The organism is Streptomyces spiroverticillatus (assembly GCA_014650415.1).
In the GTDB taxonomy this organism is placed as follows: Bacteria; Actinomycetota; Actinomycetes; order Streptomycetales; family Streptomycetaceae; genus Streptomyces; species Streptomyces spiroverticillatus.
The window spans coordinates 1-24,358 of record BMUX01000001.1; the positions used below are offsets into that span (position 1 = coordinate 1).

Here is a 24,358-nt window from a genome sequence, read left to right on the forward strand (position 1 = left end):
TCACCAACCGCAGCCAAACACCGCAAGAGGCGACAGAACACGACTCACGAGGCGACCACACAACTCAAGACCGGCTCACTAGGGGGCTACGGACGCCAGGTAGGCGTTCGTCTTCTCCGGGTCGAAGAAGAAGTTCTCGAAGTCGGCCGGGTCGTTGAAGCCGTTGGCGAAGCGGTCGGCGACGGGCTGGAGCTGGCCGGCGGCGCCGATCAGGTTCAGGACGTGCTCCGGCGGGACGCCCAGCATGGCGTTGGTCCACTTGGTGACGTGCTGGGCGGTGTCCCAGTAGCGGTCGAAGGTGCGCTGCATCCAGGCCTCGTCGAAGGCGGCGTCGCCGTGCGAGACGATCGAGTCGAGGTAGGAAGCGGCGCACTTGGAGGCCGAGTTGGAGCCCTGGCCGGTGATCGGGTCGTTGGCGACGACGACGTCCGCGACGCCCAGGACCGCGCCGCCGCCGGGGAGGCGGCCGATCGGGTTGCGGACGGTGGGGGCGTAGCGGCCGGAGAGGGTGCCGTTGGCGTCGGTGAGTTCGACCTTGGTGGCGCGGGCGTACTCCCAGGGGAGGAACTTCTCCATCAGTTCGAGGGTGAGGGAGAGGTGGTCGGCCGGGTCCTTGATGCCCTTGAAGGCGTCGACCGGGCCGCCCGGGACGCCCTCCCAGAAGAGGATGTCGGCGCGGCCGGAGACCGTGAGGGTCGGCATCACGAAGAGTTCGCCGACGCCCGGGACCAGGTTGCAGCGGACCGCGTCGAAGTCCGGGTGCTCGGGGCGCGGGCCCAGGCCGTGGACGTACGCGACGGCGAGGGCGCGCTGCGGGGCGTCGAACGGGGAGCGGGAGGCGTCGCGGCCGAAGAGCTGGACCAGCTCGCCCTTGCCCGCCGAGACCAGCACCAGGTCGTACGTACGGGAGAAGAAGTCCAGGTCGGAGACGGCGGCGCCGTGGATGACGAGCTGGCCGCCGCGCTGGGCGAAGGTGTCCATCCAGCCGGCCATCTTCACGCGCTGGTCGACGGACTGGGCGTACCCGTCGAGCTTGCCGACCCAGTCGACGGCCCGTGCACCGTCAGGGGCGGCGACGGAGACGCCGAGGCCCTCGATGCGGGGGGCCTGGGACTCCCAGAAGTTCAGCTGGAGGTCGCGCTCGTGCTGCAGGGCGGTGTGGAACATGCACTGCGTCGACATGACCTTGCCGGAGCGGATCTCGTCGGAGGTCCGGTTCGACATCAGGGTGACTTCGTAGCCCTTGGACTGCAGGCCCAGGGCGAGCTGGAGACCGGACTGGCCGGCGCCGACTATGAGGATCTTCCGCATGGGGATGGGTGACTCTCTCGGGGGAAGGAGGGGATTCAGGCGGGGGTGGCGTCGAGCGCGTGGCCGACCAGGGTCAGGAGGGTCTCCACGACCGAGACGCGGTTGCGGGCGTCCATGACGAGGACGGGCACGTTCGGGGGCACGCTGAGCGCCTCGCGGACGTCGTCGCTCTCGTAGCGGTCGGTGCCCTCGAAGTGGTTGACGGCCACGAGGTAGGGGATGCCGCAGCTCTCGAAGTAGTCGAGCGCGGGGAAGCAGTCGGTGAGGCGGCGGGTGTCGGCGAGCACGATCGCACCGATCGCGCCGCGTGCCAGGTCGTCCCACATGAACCAGAACCGCTGCTGGCCCGGGGTGCCGAACACGTACAGGACGAGGTCGTCGTCGAGCGTGATGCGGCCGAAGTCCATCGCGACGGTGGTCGTCGTCTTGTCCGGGGTGGCGGACAGGTCGTCGGTGTCCTCGCTGGCGGTCGTCATGACCGCCTCGGTCTTGAGCGGGGTGATCTCGGAGACCGAACCGACGAAGGTGGTCTTGCCCACGCCGAAGCCGCCCGCGACCACGACCTTCACGGCGGTGGGGGCGCGGGTGTGGTCCAACTGCCAGGCGGGAGGGGCTTGTTCGGCAGGTGTTTCGAGTGGTGCCTCAGAGGCGACGGAGCCCATCCAGGACCCTTTCCAGCAGTGCGCGATCGGGGCGTCCGGCTCCGTGGCCGGTTCCGTACACGCGGATCTTTCCCTGGTCGGCCAGGTCGCTGAGCAGGACCCGGACCACGCCCAGCGGCATCTTCAGCAAGGCGGCTATCTCCGCGACGGTCCGCATCCGGCGGCAGATCTCGACGATCGCCTGCATCTCGGGGCCGACCCGGTGAGAGGTCTGACGCCCGGTCAACTCCGGTCTCTCCGGCGGGGCTTCGAGGGCCGCCACGAACGTCTCCACCAGGAGTACGTGCGTGAAGCGCGTCCGGCCCCCGGTCAGGGAGTACGGGCGCACCCGGGCGGGGCGGCGGCCCTCGCCGCGTATCGGGAGGCGTCCTGCCGTGGGAGTGTGCGCGCTCATCGGTCGGCACTCTCCAGCGACTGGCGCAGCTCACTGCGGAGTTCGGGGGTGAGAACGTGTCCGGCCCGGCCCACGAAGAGCGCCATGTGGTACGCCACGATGCTCATGTCGCAGTCGGGTGCGGCGTGCACGCCGAGCAGCGAGCCGTCGCTGATCGACATCACGAAGAGGCTGCCGTACTCCATGGCGACCATCGTCTGTTTGACGCCGCCGCCCTCCATCAGGCTGGCCGCCCCGAGGGTGAGGGAGCCGAGGCCGGAGACGATGGTGGCCAGGTCCGCGGTGGAGCCCTTGGGGCTGACCAGGCGCGGTGTGGTGTCCGGGAGCATGTGGTCGGGGTCCGAGGACAGCAGGAGCAGTCCGTCGGAGGACACGACGGCGACCGAGACGAGGCCGGGCACCTCCTCCACCAGATTGCTCAACAGCCAGTGCAGATTACGGGCTTCGGTACTGAGCCCGTATGTGATCGGCGCGGTCAACTGCGTGCCTCCTCGACGGTGTCCCCCTCGGTGTCGGTCTGGTCGTGCCCCGTGGTCGTGGTTCGGTGGTCGGTCGTGCGTCGGGCCGGGGGTTCCCCGGTTGCCCCGTCTACCCCGTGCGTCCCGTTGTTATCACTGGCGTTGTTATCACTGTTGGCGATCTCCGCCTCGACATCGCGCCTGCCGTTGAGCGCGCCGCGCTGGAATCCGCCCAGGCGACGGCGCAGGGCCTCGGCGTCAACACCGCCGGTGCGCGGCGGCGCGGCGGGGGTCGTCGGCTTGACGACCTTGGGGGTGCGCTTGGGGAGGCCCTTGGCGGTCAGCGGCGGAGTGGTCGGCTCCGCTTCGGCCGCGGGGGCGGGTTCGGGCTGTGGCTCGGGGGCCGGGGCAGGCTCGGGCCGCGGTTCCGGCTCGGGCTCCGGGGTGGGCTTGGGCAGGCGGATCTCGCGGGTGGGCTGGTCGACGTCGGGGGCCTCGGACGCGGCCGGCTCCTCCCGTACGGGCGCAGGCTCCTCCCGTACGGGCTCCACGTCCTCCCGTACGGACGACTCGTCCGGTGTCCGTTCGTGCGCGGCGTCCTCGACGGCCCGCTCCGCGAGGGCGATCAGCGGGTCCTGGTCCGGGCCGCGTTCGGCACTCCGGCCGGGCAGGACGTTGGAGTTGGCCTCGGCGGCGGAGCCCGGCAGCGAGTGCAGGGTCTCGGTCGCCGACGGCACGGCGGGCGGCTCGGCCGGGAGGAGTGCCTTGGGGAGGACGACGACGGCGGTGATGCCGCCCTGCCCCTGGGCGCGGACCTGGATGCGGACGCCGTGCCGGGCGGCGAGGAGGGCGGCGACCTGGAGGCCGAGGCCGTCGCTGTCGGCGGGCGGGGTGTAGCCGGCCGGATCGGCGAGGCGCTCGTTGAGGTCGGCGAGGCGTTCGGGGGTCATGCCGATGCCCTCGTCCTGCACGGAGAGCATGATCTCGCCGTTCTCAAGGAGCCAGCCGGACAGCTTGACGTGGGCGTCCGGGGGCGAGAACGAGGTGCCGTTCTCCAGGAGTTCGGCGAGCAGGTGGCTGAGGTCGTCGGCGACGTACCCGGCGACCTGGGCGTGCGGCGGGAGGGCCTGGAGGGTGACCCGCTCGTACCGTTCGATCTCGCTGATCGCGGCGCGCAGTACGTCGACGAGCGGGACCGGCCCGGTGTGGGCGACGCCGTGGTCGGTGCCCGCCAGCACGAGGAGGTTCTCGCCGTGGCGGCGCATCACGGTCGCCATGTGGTCGAGCTTGAAGAGGGTGGCGAGGCGGTCGGGGTCCTGCTCGCGCTCCTCCAGGGTCTCGATGACGGCGAGCTGGCGCTCGACGACGGAGAGCGTGCGCAGCGAGAGCTTGACGAAGGAGGAGTGGACGGTGGCGCGCAGTTCGTCCAGGCGTGCGGTGGCGTCCTGGGCGCGGGCCAGCAACTCGGCCTGTTCGGCGGCGAGTTGGCTGTTCTCGACGGCGAGGGTGCGGCGCTGGGCATCGAGGGTCTCGCGCTGGCCGACCAGGTGGGCACGGTCGCCCGCGAGCTTCTCGGTGCGGGCGTGCCGCTCCAGGAACTTGCCGTGCAGGGCGTTCAGGGACCGTACGGCCTGGGCGAACTCGTCGTTGCGGCCGGTGTAGCGCACCGGCTCCTCGGTCTCGGGGCTGCCCGCGAGCCGGGCCGCGCCGAGCCGGAGCGCGGCGAGGGGCTGGGTGAGGGTGCGGGCTATGGCCGTGGAGATGCCGACGGCCAGCAGGAAGCAGGCGGCCAGCAGGCCGACGCGCCACTCCAGGGAGCTGACGTCGTCGTCCCGGAGCGCGGCGAGGTTCTCGGCCTGCGCGGAGGCGAGGGCGGCCTCGGCGCCGCGCATGCGGTCGAGGCGGGCGGTGAGCGCTGCCCCGACCTTCTCGGCACCGAGCCTGCGGTCGGCGGCGGAGAGGGTCGGCTCGTCGGTGAGAGCCTTCAGATACTGCTCGGCGGTGGTGACCTCGGGCCCGGTGACGGTGGCGGCGACGGAGTCGCGGTCCTTGGCGGGCGCGGCCAGCGCGAAGTCGGCGAGGGCGGCCTGCTCGCGGTGGCGGGCCTGCTGGGCGGCGGCGGAGAGCTGGTCGCGGACCTTCTTGCCGTCGCCGCTCTCCACGCGTACGAGAAGACCCGTGGCGGGGTCGACCTGCCGGGTGGACTCGCCGCGCGGCACCGCGAGGGCGGCGAGCAGGAGGCCACGGGTGGCGGCGGCCTGCTCGACGGCGTTGCCCAGGGTGGCCGGTGCGGTGCCGGAGCCGCCCGCGCGCGGCGGGGTCTCGCGGGCCAGGTCGCGGGTGAGGGAGCGCAGCTCGTCGAGGGCGGCGGTGTAGGCGCGGTGCAGGGCGAGCGGGTCGATCCGGTCGCTGTCGGCGTCCTTGCGCAGGCCGGAGACCTTGGCGAGGGCGCCGCGCAGGCTCGCGGGGAGGTCGGTGCCGGAGCCGGTGAGCTCGGTGATCTGCCGGTCGACGCGGGAGGTGCCCTCGCCGGCCGAGCCGCCCTTGTCACGGCTCTTGGCGCCCTCGGCGGCGGCCTTGCGGGAGGTGGCGTCATCGCGCTCGTCGGCGAGGGAGTGCGCGAGGGCGACGGCCTGCTTGTTCAGCTCGGCGAGGTCCAGCAGGCGCTGGCTGCCGGTCAGCTCGTCGGAGGCGGTGAGCAGGGAGGGGGCTCCGGCGGCGAGCACCAGGACGCCGACGGCGGCGACGGAGACGACGAGGCGGTTGCGGACCCGCTTGGGGCGGCGCTTGCCGCCCTTCCCCGCGGCGGGGTCGGGGGAACCGGCCGCGCCCACGCCACCGGCAGGGGTGACCTCGCCCTGGCCGTCATTGCCCTTGCTCGCGCCCCGAGGCCGCTTGTTCTGCACCGGTGCTCGCATCCTTGCTTTCGTCCGCCCAGATTCATCGCCCAGCTGGCCGAGGTGACGACTGGTACCTCCGGTACGTACGGACCGAGCGCCCCCACCCCTGTTGGAGCCTTCGACCCTTCCAGCGCCCCGGGGAGGGAGGCGCACATCATCCGCCCCGCCACCCGAACGAGTGAACATCACTCGGGAGTTGGCAAACAACTTTCGTCACGGACCGTCAGGACCCACTCCCGTGCGCCGGTTGGAAGTTCCGTGCGGGCTTTGGCAGGATGCACCCCCGCAGCTTCCCGGAATGGATCATTCCGACCCAATTGCCGCAGCTTGACCTGCTGGTATGGGCCAATTCGCGCCCCTGCGGGACGGCGCGTGCGGGTCCGGCAGACTGGCCGGCATGCGCATCGATCTCTCCACCGCCCCCGGAAACCCCGAACGCCCCAACGAGGACTGGACATCCGTGGCACTGCCTGCGGGAGGAGCCGGGGGCTCGGCCGACGGGAGCGGGGTGCTGGTCGTCCTGGACGGAGTGACACCGCCACCGAGCGAAACGGGGTGCGTGCACTCGGTGCCGTGGTTCACGGCGCGCCTCGGCGGCTCCTTGATCGAATTGTCCGCTTCCCGGCCGGAATTGCCCCTGCGCGAGGCCCTGTCCGCCGCCATCGCCCGCACGGCGGACGCCCACCGCTCCACCTGTGACCTTTCTCACGTACGGACGCCTCAGGCGACGGCGGTCGTGGTGCGTTGGGGGCCGGACCGGGTGGAGCACCTGGTCCTGTCCGACTCCGTACTGCTCCTGGAGGACCCGTCCGGAGAGGTACGGGCGGTCCTCGACGACCGCCTGGACCGCGTCCCGCGCGAGGCCCTGCGCTCGCACGCCACGGCGGACGTCTACCGCAACGCGGAGGGCGGCTTCTTCACGGCGGCGGCGGACCCCTCGGTGGCGGACCGTGCGGTGACCGGCTCGACCCCCCGGGCGTCGGTCCGGTCGCTCGCGGCCATGACGGACGGGGTGTCGCGCTGGGTGGACCTCTTCCACGCCGGAACGTGGGCCGACTGCCTGGCCGTCCTCCGCAAGGAGGGCGCGGAGGGCCTGATCGGCCGGGTCCGCTCCCTGGAACTGGAGCCGGAGGGCCCTGCCCGAGGGAAGCGGCACGACGACGCCGCGGTCGTCTTCGCGGAGCTGTAGGGGGCATTCAGGGGGTCCGGGGCAGAGCCCCCGGGCAGTGGCCCCGGGCAGTGGCCCCGACCCCCGCCGAGCGGAACCTACTCCCCCGCCCTCGTATTCAACTGGTGGAGGAGGCGGGCCAGCTCCGCCACCTCCCGCCGGTCCCACGACGCCAGCTTCTGCACGTAACTCGCCCGCCGCGCGTCCCGCACCCGGCGGAAGCGGTCCCGCCCCTCCGGCGTGAGGAGGATGAGGGAGGCCCGGCCGTCGGCGGGATCGGGCTCCCGGGCCACCAGGCCCAGCTCCTCCAGCGCCCGCAGCTGACGGCTCATCGTCGCCTTGCCGACCCCGAACCAGGCCGCCAGCTCCGTCGCCCGCTGCCGCTCCACCTCGTCCAGCCGTACGAGCAACCCGTACGCGGCGGGCTCCAGCTCCGGGTGGACCTCCCGGGCCATGTCCCCCGACGAAGCCCGCGCCCGGCGCAGGAAAAGCGCCAACTCCCGCTCCAGCGCGAGGAATTCCTGATCCACGATGCCCCTTCTTGCCTGATCCCGTCGCTCCCGGACCGCACCCGGAAACTTTCAGCGGCAGCCATCGCCGCAGTTCGTCCAGTATTTCGCAGGTGTGGACCAATGTCGGCGCAGAGACCCCCTTCCGTCCCTCTGGTCTACGTGCGTAGCTTCAGTACGGCAAGGCCGCTTCAGTCGCTTTGTCGATCTTTCGGAGGCACGCACATGCACGTGCTCAGAGCAAGATCCGCAGCAACCGCCCTCACGGCCGCAACCGCCGCCCTCGCGCTGGCCGCAGGAGCCGCGACCGCCGCCCCCACCCCTCCCCCGCCGCCCGGCTCCGCCCACATGGGCATGGGCGTCGTCGAGCACGACGGGCAGGGCGGGCTCCCGCCGGGCGCCCCCCGCGCCGTACAGACCGAGGGCGTGGACGTCTCCAGCCACCAGGGCAACGTCAACTGGGCCGCCCTGTGGAGCAGCGGCGTCAAGTGGGCCTACGTGAAGGCCACCGAGGGGACGAGCTACAAGAACCCCTACTTCGCCCAGCAGTACAACGGCTCCTACAACGTCGGCATGATCCGCGGTGCGTACCACTTCGCCCTCCCCGACAACTCCAGCGGCGCCACCCAGGCGAACTGGTTCGCGAGCAACGGCGGCGGCTGGTCCCGCGACGGCCGTACCCTCCCCGGCGCCCTCGACATCGAGTGGAACCCGTACGGCGCCCAGTGCTACGGCAAGTCCCCGGCACAGATGGTGGCCTGGATCCGCGACTTCCTGAACACGTACAAGGCGCGCACCGGCCGCGACGCCGTCATCTACACGGCGACGAGCTGGTGGAAGACCTGCACCGGCAACTACGCGGGCTTCGCAAGCACCAGCCCCCTGTGGGTGGCCCGCTACAACACCACGGTCGGGGAGCTGCCGGCCGGCTGGGGAACGTACACGATGTGGCAGTACACCTCGACGGGCCCGATCGTCGGCGACCACAACCGCTTCAACGGAGCCCTGGACCGCGTGCGCGCGCTGGCCAACGGGTGACGTGAAGGACCCCCGGCGCACGGGCGCCGGGGGTCCGGTTCAAGGGGTCACACAGTCACGCCGGGGGGCGATCAGCAGCGGCCCGCCGCACGGTCCCGTACCACCAGGTCCGTGTTGCTGGTCGTGCCGTCGATCCACACCACGCGCTTGCCGGTGTCGGCCGAAGCGCCCGCCTGGTCGCCGCGGTTGCAGGAGACGCGCTCGCCCGCACGGATGCCGGCCGCGTCGAACTGCCACAGCTTCGGCAGCGTCTCGTTGCGCCACTGCGTGTCGGGCAGCACCGCGGTGACCGTCACGGCCTCCTCGGAGGCGGTCAGGTCGGTGGCGAAGAGCGCCTTGGCACCGGCCTCGGGGCTGAGGTCGATGAGCTTGGTGCCGTCGTGGTTGGCACGGCGGACCGCCATCTGGCCGTCGTCCGCGGCGTTCTCGTCCACCAGCCAGGAGACGTGGGTCTTGGACAGGCCGGTCTGACCGAGGCTCTCCACGGTCGCCGTCTGCGGCAGGATGCTCGTCTTCTTGGTCTTGGTGTCGAGCAGCTCCACGTCCAGCTTGTACTGGCCGTTCACCGGCCACAGCTTGGCGTACGCGACCTTGCCGTCCTTGACGGAGGGAAGCGCCGAGCTGAGGTGGTAGCGGCCGCCGTCGACGTACGCCTGCTCATTGGTCTTCAGGTTCTTGTACGCGGCGTGCCGCCCGCCGAACGGGTCGTTCTCCTCCCAGACCACCAGGTCACCGTCGATACGGAGGCCCGACAGGCCGGTGTAGGAGGACCACACCTTCTTGATCGGACCGCCCGCGACCGGGCGGACCAGGACGTCGATGCTGGTGGTGCCGAACGCCGCCCAGACGACGTTCTTGCCGTCGGTCGCCGGGTAGACGTGGAAGCGGCCGTCGTTCGGGCTGACCAGCTTCGGCGCGCCCTTGCCGTCGGTGCGGCCGGTGTAGACCGAGTACGGCTCGGAGCCGTCGTCGTTGGACTTGGAGACGGCGTACTGGCCGCCGCCCGCGCCCGCACCGGTGCCCGAGGTGTTGAGCTTGCCGAGCAGGGTGTCGGAGTCCATGCCCAGCGCTTCCTCCCAGCCCGCGACGATGCCGTGGGCGTTGAAGGAGCGCGTGATGACCTTCTGGTCCTTCGCCGAGACCTTCAGGTCCTTTGCTGCGGCGACGATCGCGTTGCGGCCCTCGGTGAAGCCGTCGAGCGGCGTCAGGTACTCGGAGAGCGCCTTGTAGACGATGCGGTCGGCGAGGTCCTTGTCGATGTCCTGGCGGATGTCCCACAGGGCACCCGAGAAGATCGTCGAGTTGAGGTGCACACCGCCGTTGTCGACGTCGTAGGAGACGCCGAGGAAGTCCTTGGAGGTGGTGCGGCCGTCGTTGAGGTCGCGCAGCGCGCACTCGCCCTTGGGCAGCGTGCGGCACAGGTCCTCGCCGAGGAGGCCGGAGTCCGGGTCGTCCATGGACGTGCCCGAGGCGTTGGTGTCGATGGCGTTGCCGAAGTAGTCGGCGAGGCCCTCGTTGAGGGCGCCGGACTGGCCGACGTACACCAGGTTGGCGGTGTTCTCCACGACGCCGTGCGTCATCTCGTGGCCGACCACGTCGACGTCCGAGGCCAGCGGCTTGTACTCGTCGTCGCCGACGCCGTACACCATCTTCGAGCCGTCCCAGAAGGCGTTGACCCACGGCTGGCCGCCGTTGGTCACGCCCACCAGGGAGTTGATGGTCATGCCGCGGCCGTCGAGGCTGTCGCGGTTGTGCTTGGTCTTGTAGTAGTCGTAGACCTGGGTGCCGGCCCACTGGGCGTCGATGGCGCCCGCGTCGGTGGCGTCCTTGCCGAACTCCTGGACGGGTGAGCCGAATTCCTTGATGCCCGACGGCCACTTGCCGGCCGCGTCGTCGGCCTCGACGCCGCGGGCGTCCCAGGTGGTGATCGGGTTCTTGGAGCTGTCCTGCATACGGACGTAGTCGCTGAGCGTGTACTCCTTGCGCGACGTGTCGTAGTACAGGTTCAGGTCGACCTTGGTGCCGTCGGTCTTCACACCGGTGCCGGTGGCGTCGCCGGGGCCCAGCGCCTTCGCGGCCGACTTGGCGGCGCCCTTGGGGGCAGTGCCCTTGCCCTTCGGGGCCTGCTTCGGGGTGCCGAAGGTCTTGATCGAGCTGTACTGGAGGACCGGGAAGCCGGCCTTCGCGTCGATGTACACCTGGCGCAGCACGGCCTCGCCGGTCACCGGGTCGTTGCCCTTGACGGTGACCTGGCGGGTCAGGACGCCCTTGCCCTGCGGGAGGACGACGAGCTTGCCCGCGGTGCCGGTGAGGGCGGTCGCGGCCTTCGACTTCTGGCCCTCGGCCTTGCGGACGTCCTTCAGGCTGAGGTTCTTGCCGCTCAGCTCGCGGGTCACGGCGGCGACGGCGCGCTCGACGGCGGTCTTCTCCGAGACGGTGGCGGTGGTGCCGGTCGCCAGCTCGGTGAAGTACTTGCCGGAGGTGCCGACGACGCTGCGCTTGCCGCCCTTGTTCTCCATGCGGACGACGTACTGGCCGCCGAGGACGTCCAGACCCTTGTACTTCTGCTGCAGGCGTACGGTCTCCGTGCCGCCCTTGGCCTGGGCGGAGACGGCCTTCAGGTCGCCCTTCGGGTTGCCGATGCGGTACCGGCTCTTCTTCTCCGTCAGGTGCCCGACGGCCGCGTCGGCGGCGCTGCCGGTCGCCTTCGCGGGCTCGTTGATGCCGTCCACGAGGGCCGGGGTCGCGGTGTCCGTCCCCGGGATCACCTCGGCGGCGGGGCCTGCCGGGGCCGCGGGGGCCGCCTGCGCGGCGGGCACCACACCTGCGAGGAGGGCGGCCGCGGCGAACGTCGCGGCAACCCCCTTGGATATACCGGCACTTGTGATGCCAGGTCTTGCTGCACGCACTCGGGTCTTGTGCTGCACGCTTCCCCTCCCACGGGACGAACGGACTTCGGGCGGTCGTCGGGCATCGCCATGCAAGTCGCTGTGTGTTCAAGTCGGCAATGTTTCCCGTGTGTTCAGATGTGGACACGCACACTTGTGTGCATGGTGTGTCCACGAAAGAATTCGGCCCATGATCGAGGGGGAAGAACTGCACAGCCTCGGCCTGGGGGAGGTCGAGGGACGCGTCTATGAGGCCCTTTTGAGGGAACGGGCCTTCCATGCAAGCGAGTTGGCGGATCTGCTGGACCTTCCGTACTTCCGGATCGACGAGGCCCTGACCAGCCTCGAAGACTCCGGATTCACGGTCCGCGGGGCCGACGGCGCGCTCTGTCCCGCCGCGCCGGCCGCCGCGATCCGCACACTCATCCACCGCCGTCAAGCCGAACTTCATATCCGGTCAGCGGAGTTGGAGCAGCTGATGATGTCGGCGGACCGGATCGCCGGGCGGCTCACCGCAGGATCGCAGAGTGCCTCCGAGGGAGGAATAGAAGTCGTCACCGGCCAGCGGCAGATCGGGGAGCGCGCGGAGTCGCTCCTCGCCTCGGCCGAGCAGGAGGTGGTGATCCTCGACCGGCCGCCGTACGTGAAGACGGACGCGGCCCATCCGGAGCGGCCTCCCGCGCTGGACATCGAGGCGCTCCTCGACCGGGGCATCACGGTGCGCGCCGTGATCGACCGCGAGGGGCTCGGCTTCCCGGGCCGGATGCGGTCCCTGACGGCGCTGGCGGCGCGGGGGCTGCGGGCGCGGGTCACCTCCGGCGTCCCGACCAAACTCATCGGCATCGACCGGCGGATCACCCTGCTCCCGCCGACGGAGGCGGGTGACCCCCGGGCCTCGGCCCTCGTCGTCGGGGACTCTCTCCTGCGGAACGCGCTGATGCCGCTCTTCGAGACGGTGTGGGAGCGCTCCATACCGCTGAGCGGGGCGGAGGCGGGGGCGGACCAGCCCGTGACCGGTCAGCAGCGGGAACTCCTCGGCCTGTTGGCGGCCGGCCTCAAGGACGAGGCGATCGCCCGGCGCCTGGGCGTCCATGTCCATACGGCGCGGCGCCGGATCACTCGACTCCTCGAATCCCTCAACGCCGAAACCCGCTTCCAGGCGGGGGCGCAGGCGGCTACGAGGGGGTGGCTTTCCTGAGTTCCCCGGGGGTGCGGCCTCGTCGGGCAGCGCCCCCGGCACCGGGCACGGAGGCGTGGCCGGGCTCCGCCGCGGGCCTCACTCCGCCCTGGCCGCCGCCTGTTCGCGCAGCGTCCGGTAAGTCCGAAGAGCCTCCGCGCGCTCCCGGGCCACCTCGTCGCGGTGCGCGGCGTCCCGCGCCCGGAGGGTCCTGGCCCGGCCGACGCGCCGGTCGCACGTGGCATCGGCCACCGCGACCCGGATCTCTCGGCGCCGGAGCTCCTGCGCACCGCCCGGGTTCCGGCCGGCGCGTGTCGCGAGTTCCCCGTAGGCGCTTACGAACGCGGCCTTGGCCGCCTCCGGGTCCGGATAGGTGTGGCCGGCTTCCTTCATGCAGGCACGCCAGGGGCGCACCGTCCGCTCGACCTGTGGATCGGCGAAGTTCCTGCGGCTGATTTCTCCTTCCAGGTTCATCACGCTCATCTGTGCCCCGAGCCACACCTTCAGGTCGCCGTAGAGCCGGTTCTCGGTCTGCGCGATGCAGCCGTCCGTGTTCATGAATGCGGTGCCGTCGGGGAGTTTCACTTCGATCCGGTGCCCGGGAGTTCCGAAGAGCGCCTGTCCGTACCGCTCGCGCTGCGCCTTGCCCATCGCCCGCAGGCGGACCCCGTTGGGGTCGGCGGACGGCCGTTCCGGGACCGCGGCCCCGTACCCGGCACGACGGCGCAGCTCCACGTCGTCCGCCCGACGCGGGTCCGCCTCGGGCTGCGGCACGTCGGCGTGCCACGTCAGGGGCTGGTACGACCAGCCGCGTTCCCGCATGCACGCGGCGGTGAGCCGCTGCTCGGCGTCGAAGAGCGTCCGCCGTTCGGCGTCGCCGCCCCGGGCCTGTGCGAGGTCGGCGCCCGTGACCGGGCGGGCCGCGGACCTGGTCGGCGGCGTGTCCGCAGGCGCCGCGCACGCGGTCACGATGACGAGGAGGAGTGCGGCGCGGGTGAGTCCCCGAGCGGGGCGCGACGCAGGGACGAGGTGCATGACGGGGCCTCCTGGGAACGCGGGAGCCGACCTCGGGCGGGACGTACCCGCCCGGGCCGGAGCCACTGGGGTCGATCACACGTACGAGGTCAGCAGGACCACGTCCACTGGTTGCCTTCGCCGTCGTCGTTGGGCCGGTGCTGCGTCCAGCCCCTGCCCTGCGGCAGGCAGCCGAGCGGACGGCTGTACCCCTCGTCGCCGTAGAGGATCACGCCCTTGCCCGAGGTGCCGCCGTTCCAGGAGGAGGAGTCGTCGTTGAAGATGGCCCACCGCGCCCAGCTGGAGTTGTTGCCGCCGAAGAGGTACTCGTTCCCTCCGTAGTTGGCGTTCCAGTAGACGCAGTAGTAGCCGGTGTCGCAGGTGTTCGCCGCGGTCTCCTGAGAGGCTCCCTCGGCGGCACCGGCCGCCCCGGCGGTCGGTGCGAAGGCGAAGCCGCTTGCCAGCGCGGCTGCCCCGGCCAGAAGCCCGATGCGTGTGCGAGCAGACATGATGTGCCCTCTCCCGTGATGGGTGATGCCCTGACGACGTGCCGGGGCGCGAGGAACGGTGCCACCTCACCGCCGCGGGTGTCTTGGACGAATGCGCACTCACGCGGGGAGCAGGACGCTGGTGACGTGTCCGTCCAGGCGGTCGCGTGCCCCGGCTCCCGGGGGTGCGGCCCTGCGGGCGGCCAGCAGGCGCGTCGGAGGCCGGCCGGTCATGGCCGTCACCTCCCGGGTAAGGTGCGCCTGGTCGTAGAAACCGGCTGTCCCCGCCGCCTCCACCGGGGGAATCCCCCTCGCGAGCAGCCCCAATGCCCGTTGCAGCCGCAGGATGCGCGCCGCCGACTTGGGCGGGACACCGATGTGCTGACGGAACCGGTTCTCGAACTGCCGCGGCCCCCAGCCGGTGGCTTCGGCCACCTGTCCGATCCGTACCCGGCCGGACGTGCCGACGAGCTGGTCCCATGCCCACATGACCTGCGGCGGGCAGCCCGGACCCCCGTCCGCCCAGGAGGTGAGTACGGTGTCGAGCCGCTGGAAGCGCTCTGCCCACCCGGGCAGTCCCGCCAGGGATTCGAGGAGTTCGTCGAAGCGGCGGCCGAGCAGCTCACCGGCGTCGACGATCCGCTCCGAACAGCCCTGCAGGGTGGTTCCGAACAGGGTGAAGGCGGCCCACGGCGCGAGAACGATCTCCATCCCGCACAGCCGCCCCCCGTGCTCGCCCACCGTTGCCGAGGTCCTGAGCCCGGAGACGAGCGAGCGGTGCGCCCGTGCCACTTCCGGTCCCTGCCGCGCGTCCGGACTCCGTACCGCATCGGAGAGCAGCAGCTCGTGTTCGAAGTTGAGTACGAGTGCGACGGTGGCGGTGGGTAACTCCAGCCGGCGGCGGGGGGCGTCCAGGGCCAGCCGGTATCCGCGATAGCGGACCACCCCCGGGGAGAGCCGGGGGCAGGGTGCCGCGCATGCCCATTCCCCGCCGCTCGAAGGATCTTGGTAGACGTACATGGCGTCCCCCCGTGGTCTCAGCCTTCTCCAGGGACTCCATCCTGGTGACGCGGCAGGGGCATGTCCTTCGCGTTCCCGGCCAACCCGGGCAGGTGGCGGCGATGACCGAAAACGGGGTGCGCGCATGCGTCTTCCGCCCGGCAGGGCCTCGTCCCGGTCAGGGCCCCCTCGTCCGGCTCCGGGGCCGCCGCACCGGTCGCAACCTCATGCATGCGCAGGCACGTCGGAGTTCCCGGTCCCCTTCGGCCCGCGCGCGGGGGAGGTCGCGCCCGGTCTCCCCCCGCCTTCGTCCGGGGAGCGAAGGCGGCGCCCCAGAGCGTGGCCGCGGTGCCCGGCCCTGTCCACTTCACGACCTGGCACCGGGGGAAGGCTGGCGTATTCGCGGCGGGGCACACGTGACCGGTCGCCTGCGCCCGAGTCTCGAGGCCGCTCAGCCCGCCCGCACCAAGTCCCTTACCCTGGAGCCCAGTTCGAGCGCCTCTGCCGGTTCCCGCACCCGCTGCTGGAGTTCCACGAAGGCCCCCTCCGCACCCCACCCCCGCACCGAGCGGAGAATCGCCGCGACGTCCTCCGCCGACTGCCCCGGAGCCACGTTGACCCGAATCTGCTGGCGCAGCGCGTCCGGGTCGCGTCCCGCGTCCTCCGCGGCCCGGCGGGCGATGCCCCACAGCGCGGTGTGGCCCGCGTCGGGCATCGCGACGCCCACCCAGCCCGCCGCCCTGCGGCCCACGCGGCGCATCGCGGCGGGACCGAAGCCTCCGAGGTAGACCGGCGGGCCGCCCGGCTGGACGGGGCGCAGGTCCACGTACGAGAGCGGGACCTGCCAGGTCTTGCCGGTGTGGGAGAAGGGGGTCGAGGACCAGATGGCGTCGAGGAAGTCGAGGATCTCGTCGAGCTGTGCGCCGCGCTGCGTGAAGTCGGCGTTCACGGCGGTGTATTCGTCCCGCATCCAGCCGATGCCGAAGCCCGGGTCGAGGCGGCCTCCGCTGAGCAGGTCGAGGGAGGTGAGGCTGCGGGCCAGGAGGAGGGGCGGGTACCAGGGGGCGTTCAGGGTGCTGGTGCCCAGGCGGACCCGGGTGGTCGCGGACGCCGCCACGGACAGGGCGACGAACGGGTCGACGAAGTGCTTGAAGCCCTCGGGGTACGGGTTCTCGGCCGTGTAGCCGGGATAGACGTCGCTCGGCTCGACCGGGGTGAGCGCCCGGTCGCCGACCCAGAGCGAGTCGAAGCCGATCTCCTCGGCCTCGCGGGCGTAGGAGGCGATCAGATCGGCGCGGGCGTGGGTGCCGTACTGGGGCAGGGTTATTCCGATGTCCATGGCATGTATCTGTATCACCGGCGCCTGTGGGGGGCGCCAGGCGGCTCGCCGTACGGGAGAGGGGCGGTGCGGGAGCAACTCCCGTACCGCCCCCCGCACATGAGGTGCCGTTACGCGGCGACCGGCGCCGCCACCTGCGCCGGAGTCAGTGCGATCTCCAGCACCTGGCGGACGTCCGTCACCGGGTGGACCTCCAGCTTTTCGAGGATCTCGGCCGGGACGTCGTCCAGGTCGGCCTCGTTCCGCTTGGGGATGACGACCGTGGTGGCGCCCGCCCGGTGCGCGGCGAGGAGCTTCTGCTTCAGGCCGCCGATGGGCAGGACGCGTCCGGTCAGGGACACCTCGCCGGTCATGGCCACGTCGGTGCGGACCAGGCGGCCGGAGAGGAGGGAGGCGAGGGCGGTGGTGAGGGTGATGCCCGCGCTCGGGCCGTCCTTGGGGACCGCGCCCGCCGGGAAGTGGATGTGCACGCCCCGGTCCTTCAAGTCCCGCACAGGAAGCTCCAGTTCGGCCCCGTGCGAGCGGAGGAAGGAGAGGGCGATCTGCGCGGACTCCTTCATCACGTCACCGAGCTGACCGGTGAGGGTCAGGCCGGAGCCGCCCGTCTCGGCGTCCGCGAGGGAGGCTTCGACGAAGAGGACGTCGCCGCCCGCCCCGGTGACGGCGAGGCCGGTGGCCACGCCGGGGACCGCCGTGCGCCGCTCGGCCGGGTCCTGGGCGGACTCGGGCACGTGGTGCGGACGGCCGATCAGGTCGCGGAGGTGGGAGTCGTCGATCGCGAACGGCAGCTCGCGGTCGCCGAGTTCGTGCTGGGCGGCCACCTTGCGGAGCAGGCGGGAGACCGCGCGCTCCAGGTTTCGTACGCCCGCCTCCCGCGTGTACTCGCCCGCCAGCTTGCGCAGCGCCGACTCGTCGAGGGTGACCTCGCCCGGCTCCAGGCCCGCGCGGTCGAGCTGGCGCGGCAGGAGGTGGTCGCGGGCGATGACGACCTTCTCGTCCTCGGTGTACCCGTCGAGGCGGACCAGTTCCATGCGGTCGAGGAGTGCCTCGGGGATGGATTCCAGGACGTTGGCGGTGGCGAGGAAGACGACGTCGGAGAGGTCGAGTTCGACCTCCAGGTAGTGGTCGCGGAAGGTGTGGTTCTGGGCGGGGTCGAGGACTTCGAGGAGGGCTGCGGCCGGGTCGCCGCGGAAGTCGGAGCCGACCTTGTCGATCTCGTCGAGGAGGACGACCGGGTTCATGGAGCCGGCCTCCTTGATGGCGCGCACGATGCGGCCGGGCAGGGCCCCGACGTACGTCCGCCGGTGACCGCGGATCTCGGCCTCGTCCCGTACGCCGCCGAGCGCGACCCGTACGAACTTGCGGCCCATGGCGTGCGCGACCGACTCGCCGAGGGAGGTCTTGCCGACGCCGGGAGGTCCGACGAGGGCGAGCACCGCACCGCCGCGACGGCCGCCGACCACGCCGAGACCGCGATCGGCGCGGCGCTTGCGCACGGCCAGGTACTCGGTGATGCGTTCCTTCACGTCGTCCAGGCCCGCGTGCTCGGCGTCCAGGATCTCGCGGGCGCCGCGGATGTCGTACTGGTCCTCGGTGTGCTCGTTCCAGGGGAGTTCGAGGACGGTGTCCAGCCAGGTGCGGATCCAGGAGCCCTCCGGGGACTGGTCACTGGAGCGCTCCAGCTTCTCGACCTCCTTGAGGGCGGCCTCGCGCACCTTCTCCGGCAGGTCGGCGGCCTCGACGCGGGCGCGGTAGTCGTCGGACTCCTCGCCCTCGGTCTCGCCGTTCAGCTCGCGGAGCTCCTTGCGTACGGCGTCGAGCTGCTTGCGCAGCAGGAACTCGCGCTGCTGCTTGTCGACGCCCTCCTGGACGTCCTTGGCGATGGTCTCGGCGACGTCCTGCTCGGCGAGGTGCTCGCTGAGGGCGGCCAGGGCCAGGCGCAGGCGGGCGACCGGGTCGGCCGTTTCGAGCAGCTCGACCTTCTGGGCGGTGGTCAGGAAGGGCGAGTAGCCGGAGTTGTCGGCGAGGGCCGAGACGCCCTCGATCTGCTGCACGCGGTCCACGACCTGCCAGGCGCCGCGCTTCTTCAGCCAGGTCGTCGCGAGGGCCTTGTACTCCTTGACCAGCTCGGCGACGGAGCCGGGGAGCGGGTCCGGGTCGGACTCGTCGATCCGGGCCCCCTCCACCCACAGGGCGGCGCCCGGCCCGGTCGTGCCCGCGCCGATCTTGACGCGGCCACGGGCGCGGATCAGCGCGCCGGGGTCGCCGTCGGACAGGCGGCCGACCTGCTCGACGGTGCCGAGGACGCCGGTCCCGGCGTACGTGCCGTCGATGCGCGGAACAAGAAGCACCTGCGGCTTGCTGCCATTGGTACGTACGGCAGCCTGTGCCGCCTCGACCGCCGCGCGCACCTCGGTGTCGGACAGGTCCAGCGGCACCACCATCCCGGGCAGCACGACCTCGTCGTCGAGCGGCAGCACGGGCAGGGTGAGCGGTGTGGACGTCGATGCCATGATCTCCCCTTGGGCAGTGAAGTTGAGCTATGTGGACTCAATGCATGTGAGCGCTCCAGTGTTCCCCAACCCGTGTTCGCTCTGAGCGATCAGACGTCGACGGCGGACGGCACGAGGAGATGTAATAGCCCTCATCGAATTCTGACTATTACATCGGGGGATCTGATGGCCTTCACCACCACCAACGATGCCGTCCGCGCCTGGACCGAGGGCTGGGCGCTCTCGCGCGGCACCGCCGACCCGGTGCCGCAGCCGTGGGGCGTGACGATCGACATCGGCATGCCGAAGGCCGTCACCCGGCACGTCCTGTTCGACACGTACGCCTCCGACGAGGCGACCGTCCGCAAGCTGCTGCGGGCGGACACGGCACCGGGCACCTGGATCAAGTTCGTGGAGCCGCCGGAGGCGGTCGCGCCGTGGATGGCGGAGGGGTGGGAGTACGACGCCCCCGGCCACCTGATGTCGCTCGCGCTCGACCCGGACGCGACCGTCCCCGAAGTGCCGACCGGCTACACCCGGCGCAGCTGGACCCGGGACGGGGTGACCCGGGTCCTGGTGCTGGCGGCCGACGGTGCGCTCGGGGTGCGCGGGCAGGTGGCCGTCACCGGGCACACAGCGGTCATCGACCAGGTGGAGACCAACCCCCTCCACCAGCGCCGGGGCCTGGGCACGCTGGTGATGCGCACCCTCCAGGCGCACGCGGCCGAGCAGGGCGCCCGGGACTGCGTGCTGGGCGCGTCCGACGACGGCCGCGCACTGTACACGACGCTGGGCTGGCACTGGCACTCGCCGCTGACCGGGGTGTTCCGCCCGTAAGCCCCCGCGAGGAAACGGAAGCCCCGGCGAGGGAACGGATGGGCGTGGTCCGTACGTCAGAGCCACAGCAATCAGAGCCACAGCAAGCGGCACCTACAGCAAACGGCACCAGCAGGCACCTGACGGCACGGCACACGACGGGAGCATCATGCGATCCACCCGGTCCACCCGATCCGCGCGGTCGACGGCGGCGACGGTCACGACAGCGGCGATCTCCGCCGCCGCCCTCTGCACCACCCTCCTGCTGGGGGGCTGCGACGACGGCAAGAAGTCCCCCACCGGGGGCTCCTCCGCGCCGACGGCGCCCTCCGCGAGCACGCCCGCCGCCCCGGCTCCCACCCCTCCCCCGTCCCCCTCGGCTCCCCCGCCCGCCACCGACCCCGCGCCCTCCGCCTCCGTACCGCCCGCCCCCGTACCCCCGAAGGGCGAGCGGCTGGTGGCCGCCACCGCCTCCGGCGGCATCGACGGACGGCACCGCAGCGTCCTGGTGAGCACCGACGGCAGCTACACCACCATCGACCGCAAGAAGCCCCCGAAGTCCGGCCGGATGAGCCCGAAGGACCTGGCCGAACTCAAGGACGCCCTCGCCGACTCCGACTTCGCGAAGCTGCCGAGGGTGTCGATGGCCGACCCGCCGGTCATGGACGGCATCACGACCGCCGTGATCTACCAGGGCCACGAGGTCGCGACGGACGGCATGAAGAAGCTGCCGAAGCTGGACCGCGTGATCGCGGCCCTGCCCGGCCTGAACTAGCCGACGTTCACGCGGAGTTGCGCACGGCCTCCGTCACCCGTGCGACCGTCGACAGGTCGCCCAGCGCGTTCTTGGTGACCGCCCAGGTGGTGCCGGTCGCCGTGTCCGCGCCCGCCCAGCTGCCGCCCACGCCACCCATACCGAGGACGGTCGGCGTGGCGGTTCCGTCGGGCAGGCCGAGTGCGTATCCGAGCGCCCAGGACGACTCGTTGCCCATCAGCCGGTCCGTCCCGCTCGCGGCGGGTGCGGTCGCTTCGCGCGTACGGTCCTGCGACAGCAGCCGTACGCCGTCGACCTCCCCGAGCACGGCCGCGTACACCCGCGCGATCGCCCGGGCGGAGGTCTTGGCGCCCGCCGGGATGTCGGCGGCCAGGATGTCGGTCCTGTTGCCGAACTCCGCGCCCGGGAAGAGGTGCTTGGGGGCGGCCTTGAACATGGGGAGGTCGTCCGGGATCGCGTCGAGGTCGAAGCTCGCGGCGCGGGCCGGGGACTCCTCCAGCCGGGCCAGCCGCCCGTGCTCGGCCTCCGGCATCCCCAGATACAGCTCGTCGGCGATGCCGAGTGGGCCGGTCAGTTCGGTCCGCAGCACCTCGGAGAGCTCGCGCCCGGTGGCCCGGCGGACGATCTCGCCGACCAGGAACCCGAAGGTGAAGGCGTGGTAGCCGACCGCCGTCCCGGCCTCCCACCACGGCTCGGCGTCGGCGAGGGCGGCGCACATGGTGTCCCAGTCGCACAGCTCGGCGTGGGTGGTGGCGGAGGGGATGCCGGGGACGCCGGCGGAGTGGCTCAGCGCATGGCGTACGGTCACCCGCTCCTTGCCGTGCGCGGCGAACTCGGGCCACAGCTCGGCGACCGGGGTGTCGTACGAGAACAGCCCCTTCTCGGCGCAGACGTGCGCGAGGGTCGCCGTCGCACCCTTGCCGATCGAGAAGTTGTAGAAGGGGGTGTCGGGCCGGACCTCACGCCCGGTGGCCGGGTCGGCGACCCCGGCGGCGACGTCCGCGACCAGCTCACCGTGCCGGTACACGGCGATCTGAAGACCCCGCTCGGCCCCGCTCTCCACCAGTTCGTCGGCGGTGTGCTGAAGCTGCTTCTGCAAGTCGGCGGTGCTCATGACCGTCCCCTCCGTAGTCGTCACAACGGACCGACCGTACGGAGGGGACGAAGTCATCGGCCACCCATTTGTGATCTACAGGTACGACGGCGCGGCGCGGGCCGCCTTCCAGCGCCGGACGACGGGCCAGGTGGCCAGCCCCAGGCACAGGGCCAGCGGGTGCCCGAGGGCCGTCAGCGGATCGGCGTACGCGATCAGGTCCTGAAGCAGTACGAGCGCCACGGCCCCCAGCAGTCCCCACCGCAGCCACGTGATCCGCAGGACGCCCGCGAGCGCACCCACGCACGCCATCAGCCCGAAACTGATCCCGAAGTCGAGACGGTGCAGGGAGGTCTCGGGCAGATGCCCTGCCCAGACGGCGACGCCGACCGGGATCTCGGTGGCGAGGGAGGCCACCACGTGCCCGAAGACGAAGACGGCGGCGGTCCGCAGCCCGCCGATGCGCCGTTCCAGGGCGGTGAGGATCACCAGGAACCCGAGGGCGTACGGGGAGGCCAGCCCCCCGGCGACCCACAGGGCGCTGCCGACGAGGGCGAGGACGGGGGTGTGGGTGAGGTGGGCGACGTCGGTGCTGGACGCCCGGAGGAGGGAGTCGACGGTGGCCGGGTCGCCGAGCTCGGCGTAGAGGGAGGTGGCGATGAGGACGAGCGCGTACCCGAAGGTGAAGGGGGTGCCGGTGGGGGTGGGCAGGAGGTGCCAGAGGTGCCAGCGGCGGTCGGGGGCGGGCGCACTGTCCGGTCGTACGGTCCCCGGCTCGCCGGCACGGTCGGCGGCGGTCTCGCGCCCCGGGTCCGTGGCGCCCGCGGGCGCGGTGGCAGTGGCCGTGGCCATTCCGGTGACCGCGCGCTGGTCCGGCAGCGCGCGCCGGGCGTCCGCGGGGTCCCCGGCGGGCGGGGCGGACATCTCGTCCCGGTCCTGCGGTGTCGTACTGGTACTGATGCGGTCCACTGCGTGAGGCCCCATTCCCCCGGGCACCGCGCACTGGGGCGGGCGGCCGGAATCGTCAAGCCACGCCCGTGTCCCTCGGCCGCGTCTCTCGCGTTCGCTTGCTGCGGTACTTCTGTCCCTCTTCGACGAGGACAACGCTCAGCCTCCGCCCGAATCTCCCGCCCCGTCTATGACACACCTCACACCTGTGAGAGTTGAGGCAACCTTCACAGGTTCGGGAACGTCCACCCGTCCCCGGTGAACCGTCCGGCGGACACCGTGAACCGATCGAGCGACGCCGAGCGATAGAGGGGCGTGAGACTGCTGCGCCCCGCAGGGGACCCCGAGGCCGAGGACGACGCCGCCCTGCTGCGCGCGGTCGCCCGCGGCGACTCCGCCGCGCTCGGCACCCTCCACGACCGCCACGCGGGCTGGCTGCACGCCCGGCTGACCCGGCGCTGCCCCGACCCGGAGACGGTGCGGGACGTCCTCCAGGACACCTTCGTCACCGTCTGGCGGACCGCCGCCTCGCACCGGGGCGGAGAGGCGGGCGGCTGGCTGTGGGTGATCGCGGTCCGCCGCCTGGTGGATGCGCAGCGGGTACGTTCCCGGGCCGACCGCGCACTCCGGGCCGAGCCCGCGCCGCCCACCCCCTCCCCCTCGGCGGAGGAACACGTCCTCGCCGGGCTGGAGTTCGGCGACGTGGGCGCGGCACTGGACCGCATCTCGCCCGAGCTGCGCGAGGTCCTGCGGGCCACCGTCGTCGACGGCCTCACCACCCTCGAGGCCTCCCGCCTGCTGGGCATACCGGAGGGCACGGTCAAGACCCGCGCCGCCCGCGCCCGCCGCGAGCTGCGCACGGCACTGGCCCAGCTCACCCCCGAATCCGACCCGTTGGGAGGAACCGCATGAACACCCACGGGACCCCGCCCCCACCCCCTTCCTGGCACGTCCCCCCGGACCCGGCCGCCCGCTACGCCGCGGGCACGGCCCCGGAGCCGGACGCGTGGTCGCTGGAGAAGCACGTGGAGGCGTGCGGGACGTGCGCGGGACGGGTGTCGGAGGCGGTCCGGGCAGGCGCGGCCGGTCCGGAACTGGCCCTCGGACGGGCGGAGTTGCTGCGTCTGGTGGAGTCGCTGCCGGGTCGGGCGGACCCCACTGGGATGGCACGGGCCGCAGGGACAACCGGGGCACCCGTATCGACCGCTCGCGCCCCCAGGGCCCCCGCGAAGGCCGGAAGCCCTGCGGCCCAACGCCGCCTCCGCACCCACCGCCTCCTCTGGGCCCTCGGCCCCGCCCTGCGGCTCGGGTGGGTGGTGGGTGTGCTGCTCGTGGCACTCGGGGCGGTGCTGCTCGCATACGGGGCGGGGCAGGCGGTGGCGCGGCCGTTGCTGCTGGCCGTCGCCCCGGTCGTACCCGTGGCCGGGGTCGCGGCCTCGTACGGCAGGCACACGGACCCCCTGCACGAGCTGCACGCCTCCATGCCGGGCGGCAATCTACGGCTGCTGCTCCGGCGGACGGCGTGCGCGCTGGGGCTGAGCATGCCGGTGCTGACGGCGGCCGGGGCGGTGCTGCCCGCCGCCGAGGGAGTGCCGGGGGCGGCGGCCTGGCTGCTGCCGGGGCTGGCGCTGGCCCTGGGCGCGCTGGCACTCGGCAGCTGGATCGGCTGCCGGAGGGCTTCGGCGGTGGTCGGCGGCGGCTGGGCGCTGGCGGTGACGGCCCCGGCACTGGGCGAGGAAGGACTGCCGCTGCACATCACCCCGTACATCGACGCCTTTGCCCCGCAGGCGAGTTGGGCGGCGGCAGCCGTGGTGTGCGCGGGCCTGCTGACCGTACGACGTACCTTCTTCGACCGAATGGAGCGAGCGTGAGCAGCGACAAGGGCGGCG

The 24,358-nt window shown here is 72.1% G+C and carries 21 protein-coding genes; 7 read left to right on the forward strand and 14 right to left on the reverse strand.

Annotated elements, in window-relative coordinates:
- Positions 1-78 precede the first annotated feature (78 nt).
- The 5 genes from IE269_RS00005 to IE269_RS00025 are packed head-to-tail and all read right to left on the reverse strand — an operon-like array spanning position 79 to position 5,731.
- Positions 79-1,311 (reverse strand): styrene monooxygenase/indole monooxygenase family protein, encoded by a 1,233-nt coding sequence (locus IE269_RS00005; protein WP_189820572.1) that lies wholly within the window; start codon positions 1,309-1,311, stop codon positions 79-81.
- Positions 1,312-1,346: 35 nt separating this feature from the next.
- On the reverse strand, positions 1,347-1,973 hold the full coding sequence (locus IE269_RS00010; RefSeq protein ID WP_189820573.1) for a GTP-binding protein: 627 nt from the start codon (positions 1,971-1,973) through the stop codon (positions 1,347-1,349).
- Entirely contained in the window at positions 1,954-2,367 is a 414-nt protein-coding gene (locus IE269_RS00015; protein ID WP_189820574.1) for a DUF742 domain-containing protein, read from the reverse strand. The genes IE269_RS00010 and IE269_RS00015 overlap by 20 nt, the downstream gene beginning before the upstream one ends.
- Entirely contained in the window at positions 2,364-2,846 is a 483-nt protein-coding gene (locus IE269_RS00020) for a roadblock/LC7 domain-containing protein (RefSeq protein WP_189820575.1), read from the reverse strand. The genes IE269_RS00015 and IE269_RS00020 overlap by 4 nt, the downstream gene beginning before the upstream one ends.
- Entirely contained in the window at positions 2,843-5,731 is a 2,889-nt protein-coding gene (locus IE269_RS00025) for a sensor histidine kinase (protein ID WP_229897367.1), read from the reverse strand. Before IE269_RS00025 ends, IE269_RS00020 begins: the two co-directional genes overlap by 4 nt.
- Before the next feature lie 391 nt (positions 5,732-6,122).
- Between IE269_RS00025 and IE269_RS00030 the strand changes: the two genes are divergently transcribed.
- Positions 6,123-6,914, forward strand: a complete 792-nt coding sequence (locus IE269_RS00030) for a protein phosphatase 2C domain-containing protein (RefSeq protein ID WP_189820577.1) — start codon at positions 6,123-6,125, stop codon at positions 6,912-6,914.
- A 77-nt stretch (positions 6,915-6,991) separates the two neighbouring features.
- Here IE269_RS00030 and IE269_RS00035 read toward each other — a convergent pair whose 3' ends face one another.
- Positions 6,992-7,423, reverse strand: coding sequence for a MarR family winged helix-turn-helix transcriptional regulator (locus IE269_RS00035; protein ID WP_189820578.1), 432 nt, complete (start codon positions 7,421-7,423; stop codon positions 6,992-6,994).
- Between the two features lie 210 nt (positions 7,424-7,633).
- On the opposite strand from IE269_RS00035, the gene IE269_RS00040 reads away from it, so the two are divergent.
- Complete coding sequence (locus tag IE269_RS00040) at positions 7,634-8,440, forward strand: lysozyme (RefSeq protein ID WP_438817510.1); 807 nt, start codon at positions 7,634-7,636, stop codon at positions 8,438-8,440.
- Between the two features lie 71 nt (positions 8,441-8,511).
- Here IE269_RS00040 and IE269_RS00045 read toward each other — a convergent pair whose 3' ends face one another.
- Positions 8,512-11,259: a M4 family metallopeptidase gene (locus IE269_RS00045; RefSeq protein ID WP_229897368.1), complete on the reverse strand. Its 2,748-nt coding sequence runs from the start codon at positions 11,257-11,259 to the stop codon at positions 8,512-8,514.
- Between the two features lie 259 nt (positions 11,260-11,518).
- On the opposite strand from IE269_RS00045, the gene IE269_RS00050 reads away from it, so the two are divergent.
- Positions 11,519-12,526: a helix-turn-helix domain-containing protein gene (locus tag IE269_RS00050; RefSeq protein WP_189820580.1), complete on the forward strand. Its 1,008-nt coding sequence runs from the start codon at positions 11,519-11,521 to the stop codon at positions 12,524-12,526.
- Between the two features lie 78 nt (positions 12,527-12,604).
- On the opposite strand, the gene IE269_RS00055 is transcribed toward IE269_RS00050, so the two are convergent.
- From IE269_RS00055 to lon, 5 genes are all read right to left on the reverse strand, one after another.
- Positions 12,605-13,540, reverse strand: a complete 936-nt coding sequence (locus tag IE269_RS00055) for a hypothetical protein (protein WP_189820581.1) — start codon at positions 13,538-13,540, stop codon at positions 12,605-12,607.
- An 89-nt stretch (positions 13,541-13,629) separates the two neighbouring features.
- The gene (locus tag IE269_RS00060) at positions 13,630-14,028 is read right to left on the reverse strand and encodes a peptidase inhibitor family I36 protein (protein ID WP_189820582.1); all 399 of its coding nucleotides are present in this window, start codon (positions 14,026-14,028) and stop codon (positions 13,630-13,632) included.
- Positions 14,029-14,127: 99 nt separating this feature from the next.
- Positions 14,128-15,027 carry an AraC family transcriptional regulator gene (locus IE269_RS00065; protein WP_189820583.1) on the reverse strand — a complete coding sequence of 300 codons (900 nt, stop codon included), beginning with the start codon at positions 15,025-15,027 and terminating at the stop codon, positions 14,128-14,130.
- A 430-nt stretch (positions 15,028-15,457) separates the two neighbouring features.
- Entirely contained in the window at positions 15,458-16,345 is an 888-nt protein-coding gene (locus tag IE269_RS00070) for a TIGR03619 family F420-dependent LLM class oxidoreductase (protein WP_189820584.1), read from the reverse strand.
- A gap of 110 nt (positions 16,346-16,455) precedes the next feature.
- Entirely contained in the window at positions 16,456-18,858 is a 2,403-nt protein-coding gene (gene lon / locus IE269_RS00075; protein WP_189820585.1) for an endopeptidase La, read from the reverse strand.
- Between the two features lie 165 nt (positions 18,859-19,023).
- Here lon and IE269_RS00080 point away from each other — a divergent pair, with 165 nt between their 5' ends.
- Complete coding sequence (locus IE269_RS00080) at positions 19,024-19,674, forward strand: GNAT family N-acetyltransferase (RefSeq protein ID WP_189820586.1); 651 nt, start codon at positions 19,024-19,026, stop codon at positions 19,672-19,674.
- A 148-nt stretch (positions 19,675-19,822) separates the two neighbouring features.
- A complete protein-coding gene (locus tag IE269_RS00085) occupies positions 19,823-20,428 on the forward strand; it encodes a hypothetical protein (RefSeq protein ID WP_189820587.1) in 606 nt (201 codons plus the stop codon).
- 7 nt (positions 20,429-20,435) lie between these two features.
- Here IE269_RS00085 and IE269_RS00090 read toward each other — a convergent pair whose 3' ends face one another.
- Positions 20,436-21,542, reverse strand: a complete 1,107-nt coding sequence (locus IE269_RS00090; RefSeq protein ID WP_189820588.1) for a serine hydrolase domain-containing protein — start codon at positions 21,540-21,542, stop codon at positions 20,436-20,438.
- A 75-nt stretch (positions 21,543-21,617) separates the two neighbouring features.
- Positions 21,618-22,490 (reverse strand): rhomboid-like protein, encoded by an 873-nt coding sequence (locus IE269_RS00095; RefSeq protein ID WP_189820589.1) that lies wholly within the window; start codon positions 22,488-22,490, stop codon positions 21,618-21,620.
- 294 nt (positions 22,491-22,784) lie between these two features.
- Between IE269_RS00095 and IE269_RS00100 the strand changes: the two genes are divergently transcribed.
- Entirely contained in the window at positions 22,785-23,381 is a 597-nt protein-coding gene (locus IE269_RS00100; protein WP_189820590.1) for an RNA polymerase sigma factor, read from the forward strand.
- Positions 23,378-24,340: a zf-HC2 domain-containing protein gene (locus tag IE269_RS00105; protein ID WP_189820591.1), complete on the forward strand. Its 963-nt coding sequence runs from the start codon at positions 23,378-23,380 to the stop codon at positions 24,338-24,340. Before IE269_RS00100 ends, IE269_RS00105 begins: the two co-directional genes overlap by 4 nt.
- Positions 24,341-24,358: the final 18 nt, after the last annotated feature.

Excerpts from the sequence above, each read along its gene's own strand:
- IE269_RS00005 (WP_189820572.1), bottom strand. The coding sequence starts at position 1,311 with ATGCGGAAGATCCTCATAGTCGGCGCCGGCCAGTCCGGTCTCCAGCTC.
- IE269_RS00080 (WP_189820586.1), top strand. The coding sequence starts at position 19,024 with ATGGCCTTCACCACCACCAACGATGCCGTCCGCGCCTGGACCGAGGGC.
- IE269_RS00030 (WP_189820577.1), top strand. The coding sequence starts at position 6,123 with ATGCGCATCGATCTCTCCACCGCCCCCGGAAACCCCGAACGCCCCAAC.
- IE269_RS00105 (WP_189820591.1), top strand. The coding sequence starts at position 23,378 with ATGAACACCCACGGGACCCCGCCCCCACCCCCTTCCTGGCACGTCCCC.
- IE269_RS00055 (WP_189820581.1), bottom strand. The coding sequence starts at position 13,540 with ATGCACCTCGTCCCTGCGTCGCGCCCCGCTCGGGGACTCACCCGCGCC.
- lon (WP_189820585.1), bottom strand. The coding sequence starts at position 18,858 with ATGGCATCGACGTCCACACCGCTCACCCTGCCCGTGCTGCCGCTCGAC.
- IE269_RS00015 (WP_189820574.1), bottom strand. The coding sequence starts at position 2,367 with ATGAGCGCGCACACTCCCACGGCAGGACGCCTCCCGATACGCGGCGAG.
- IE269_RS00085 (WP_189820587.1), top strand. The coding sequence starts at position 19,823 with ATGCGATCCACCCGGTCCACCCGATCCGCGCGGTCGACGGCGGCGACG.
- IE269_RS00010 (WP_189820573.1), bottom strand. The coding sequence starts at position 1,973 with ATGGGCTCCGTCGCCTCTGAGGCACCACTCGAAACACCTGCCGAACAA.
- IE269_RS00050 (WP_189820580.1), top strand. The coding sequence starts at position 11,519 with ATGATCGAGGGGGAAGAACTGCACAGCCTCGGCCTGGGGGAGGTCGAG.
- IE269_RS00070 (WP_189820584.1), bottom strand. The coding sequence starts at position 16,345 with ATGGACATCGGAATAACCCTGCCCCAGTACGGCACCCACGCCCGCGCC.
- IE269_RS00090 (WP_189820588.1), bottom strand. The coding sequence starts at position 21,542 with ATGAGCACCGCCGACTTGCAGAAGCAGCTTCAGCACACCGCCGACGAA.
- IE269_RS00065 (WP_189820583.1), bottom strand. The coding sequence starts at position 15,027 with ATGTACGTCTACCAAGATCCTTCGAGCGGCGGGGAATGGGCATGCGCG.
- IE269_RS00060 (WP_189820582.1), bottom strand. The coding sequence starts at position 14,028 with ATGTCTGCTCGCACACGCATCGGGCTTCTGGCCGGGGCAGCCGCGCTG.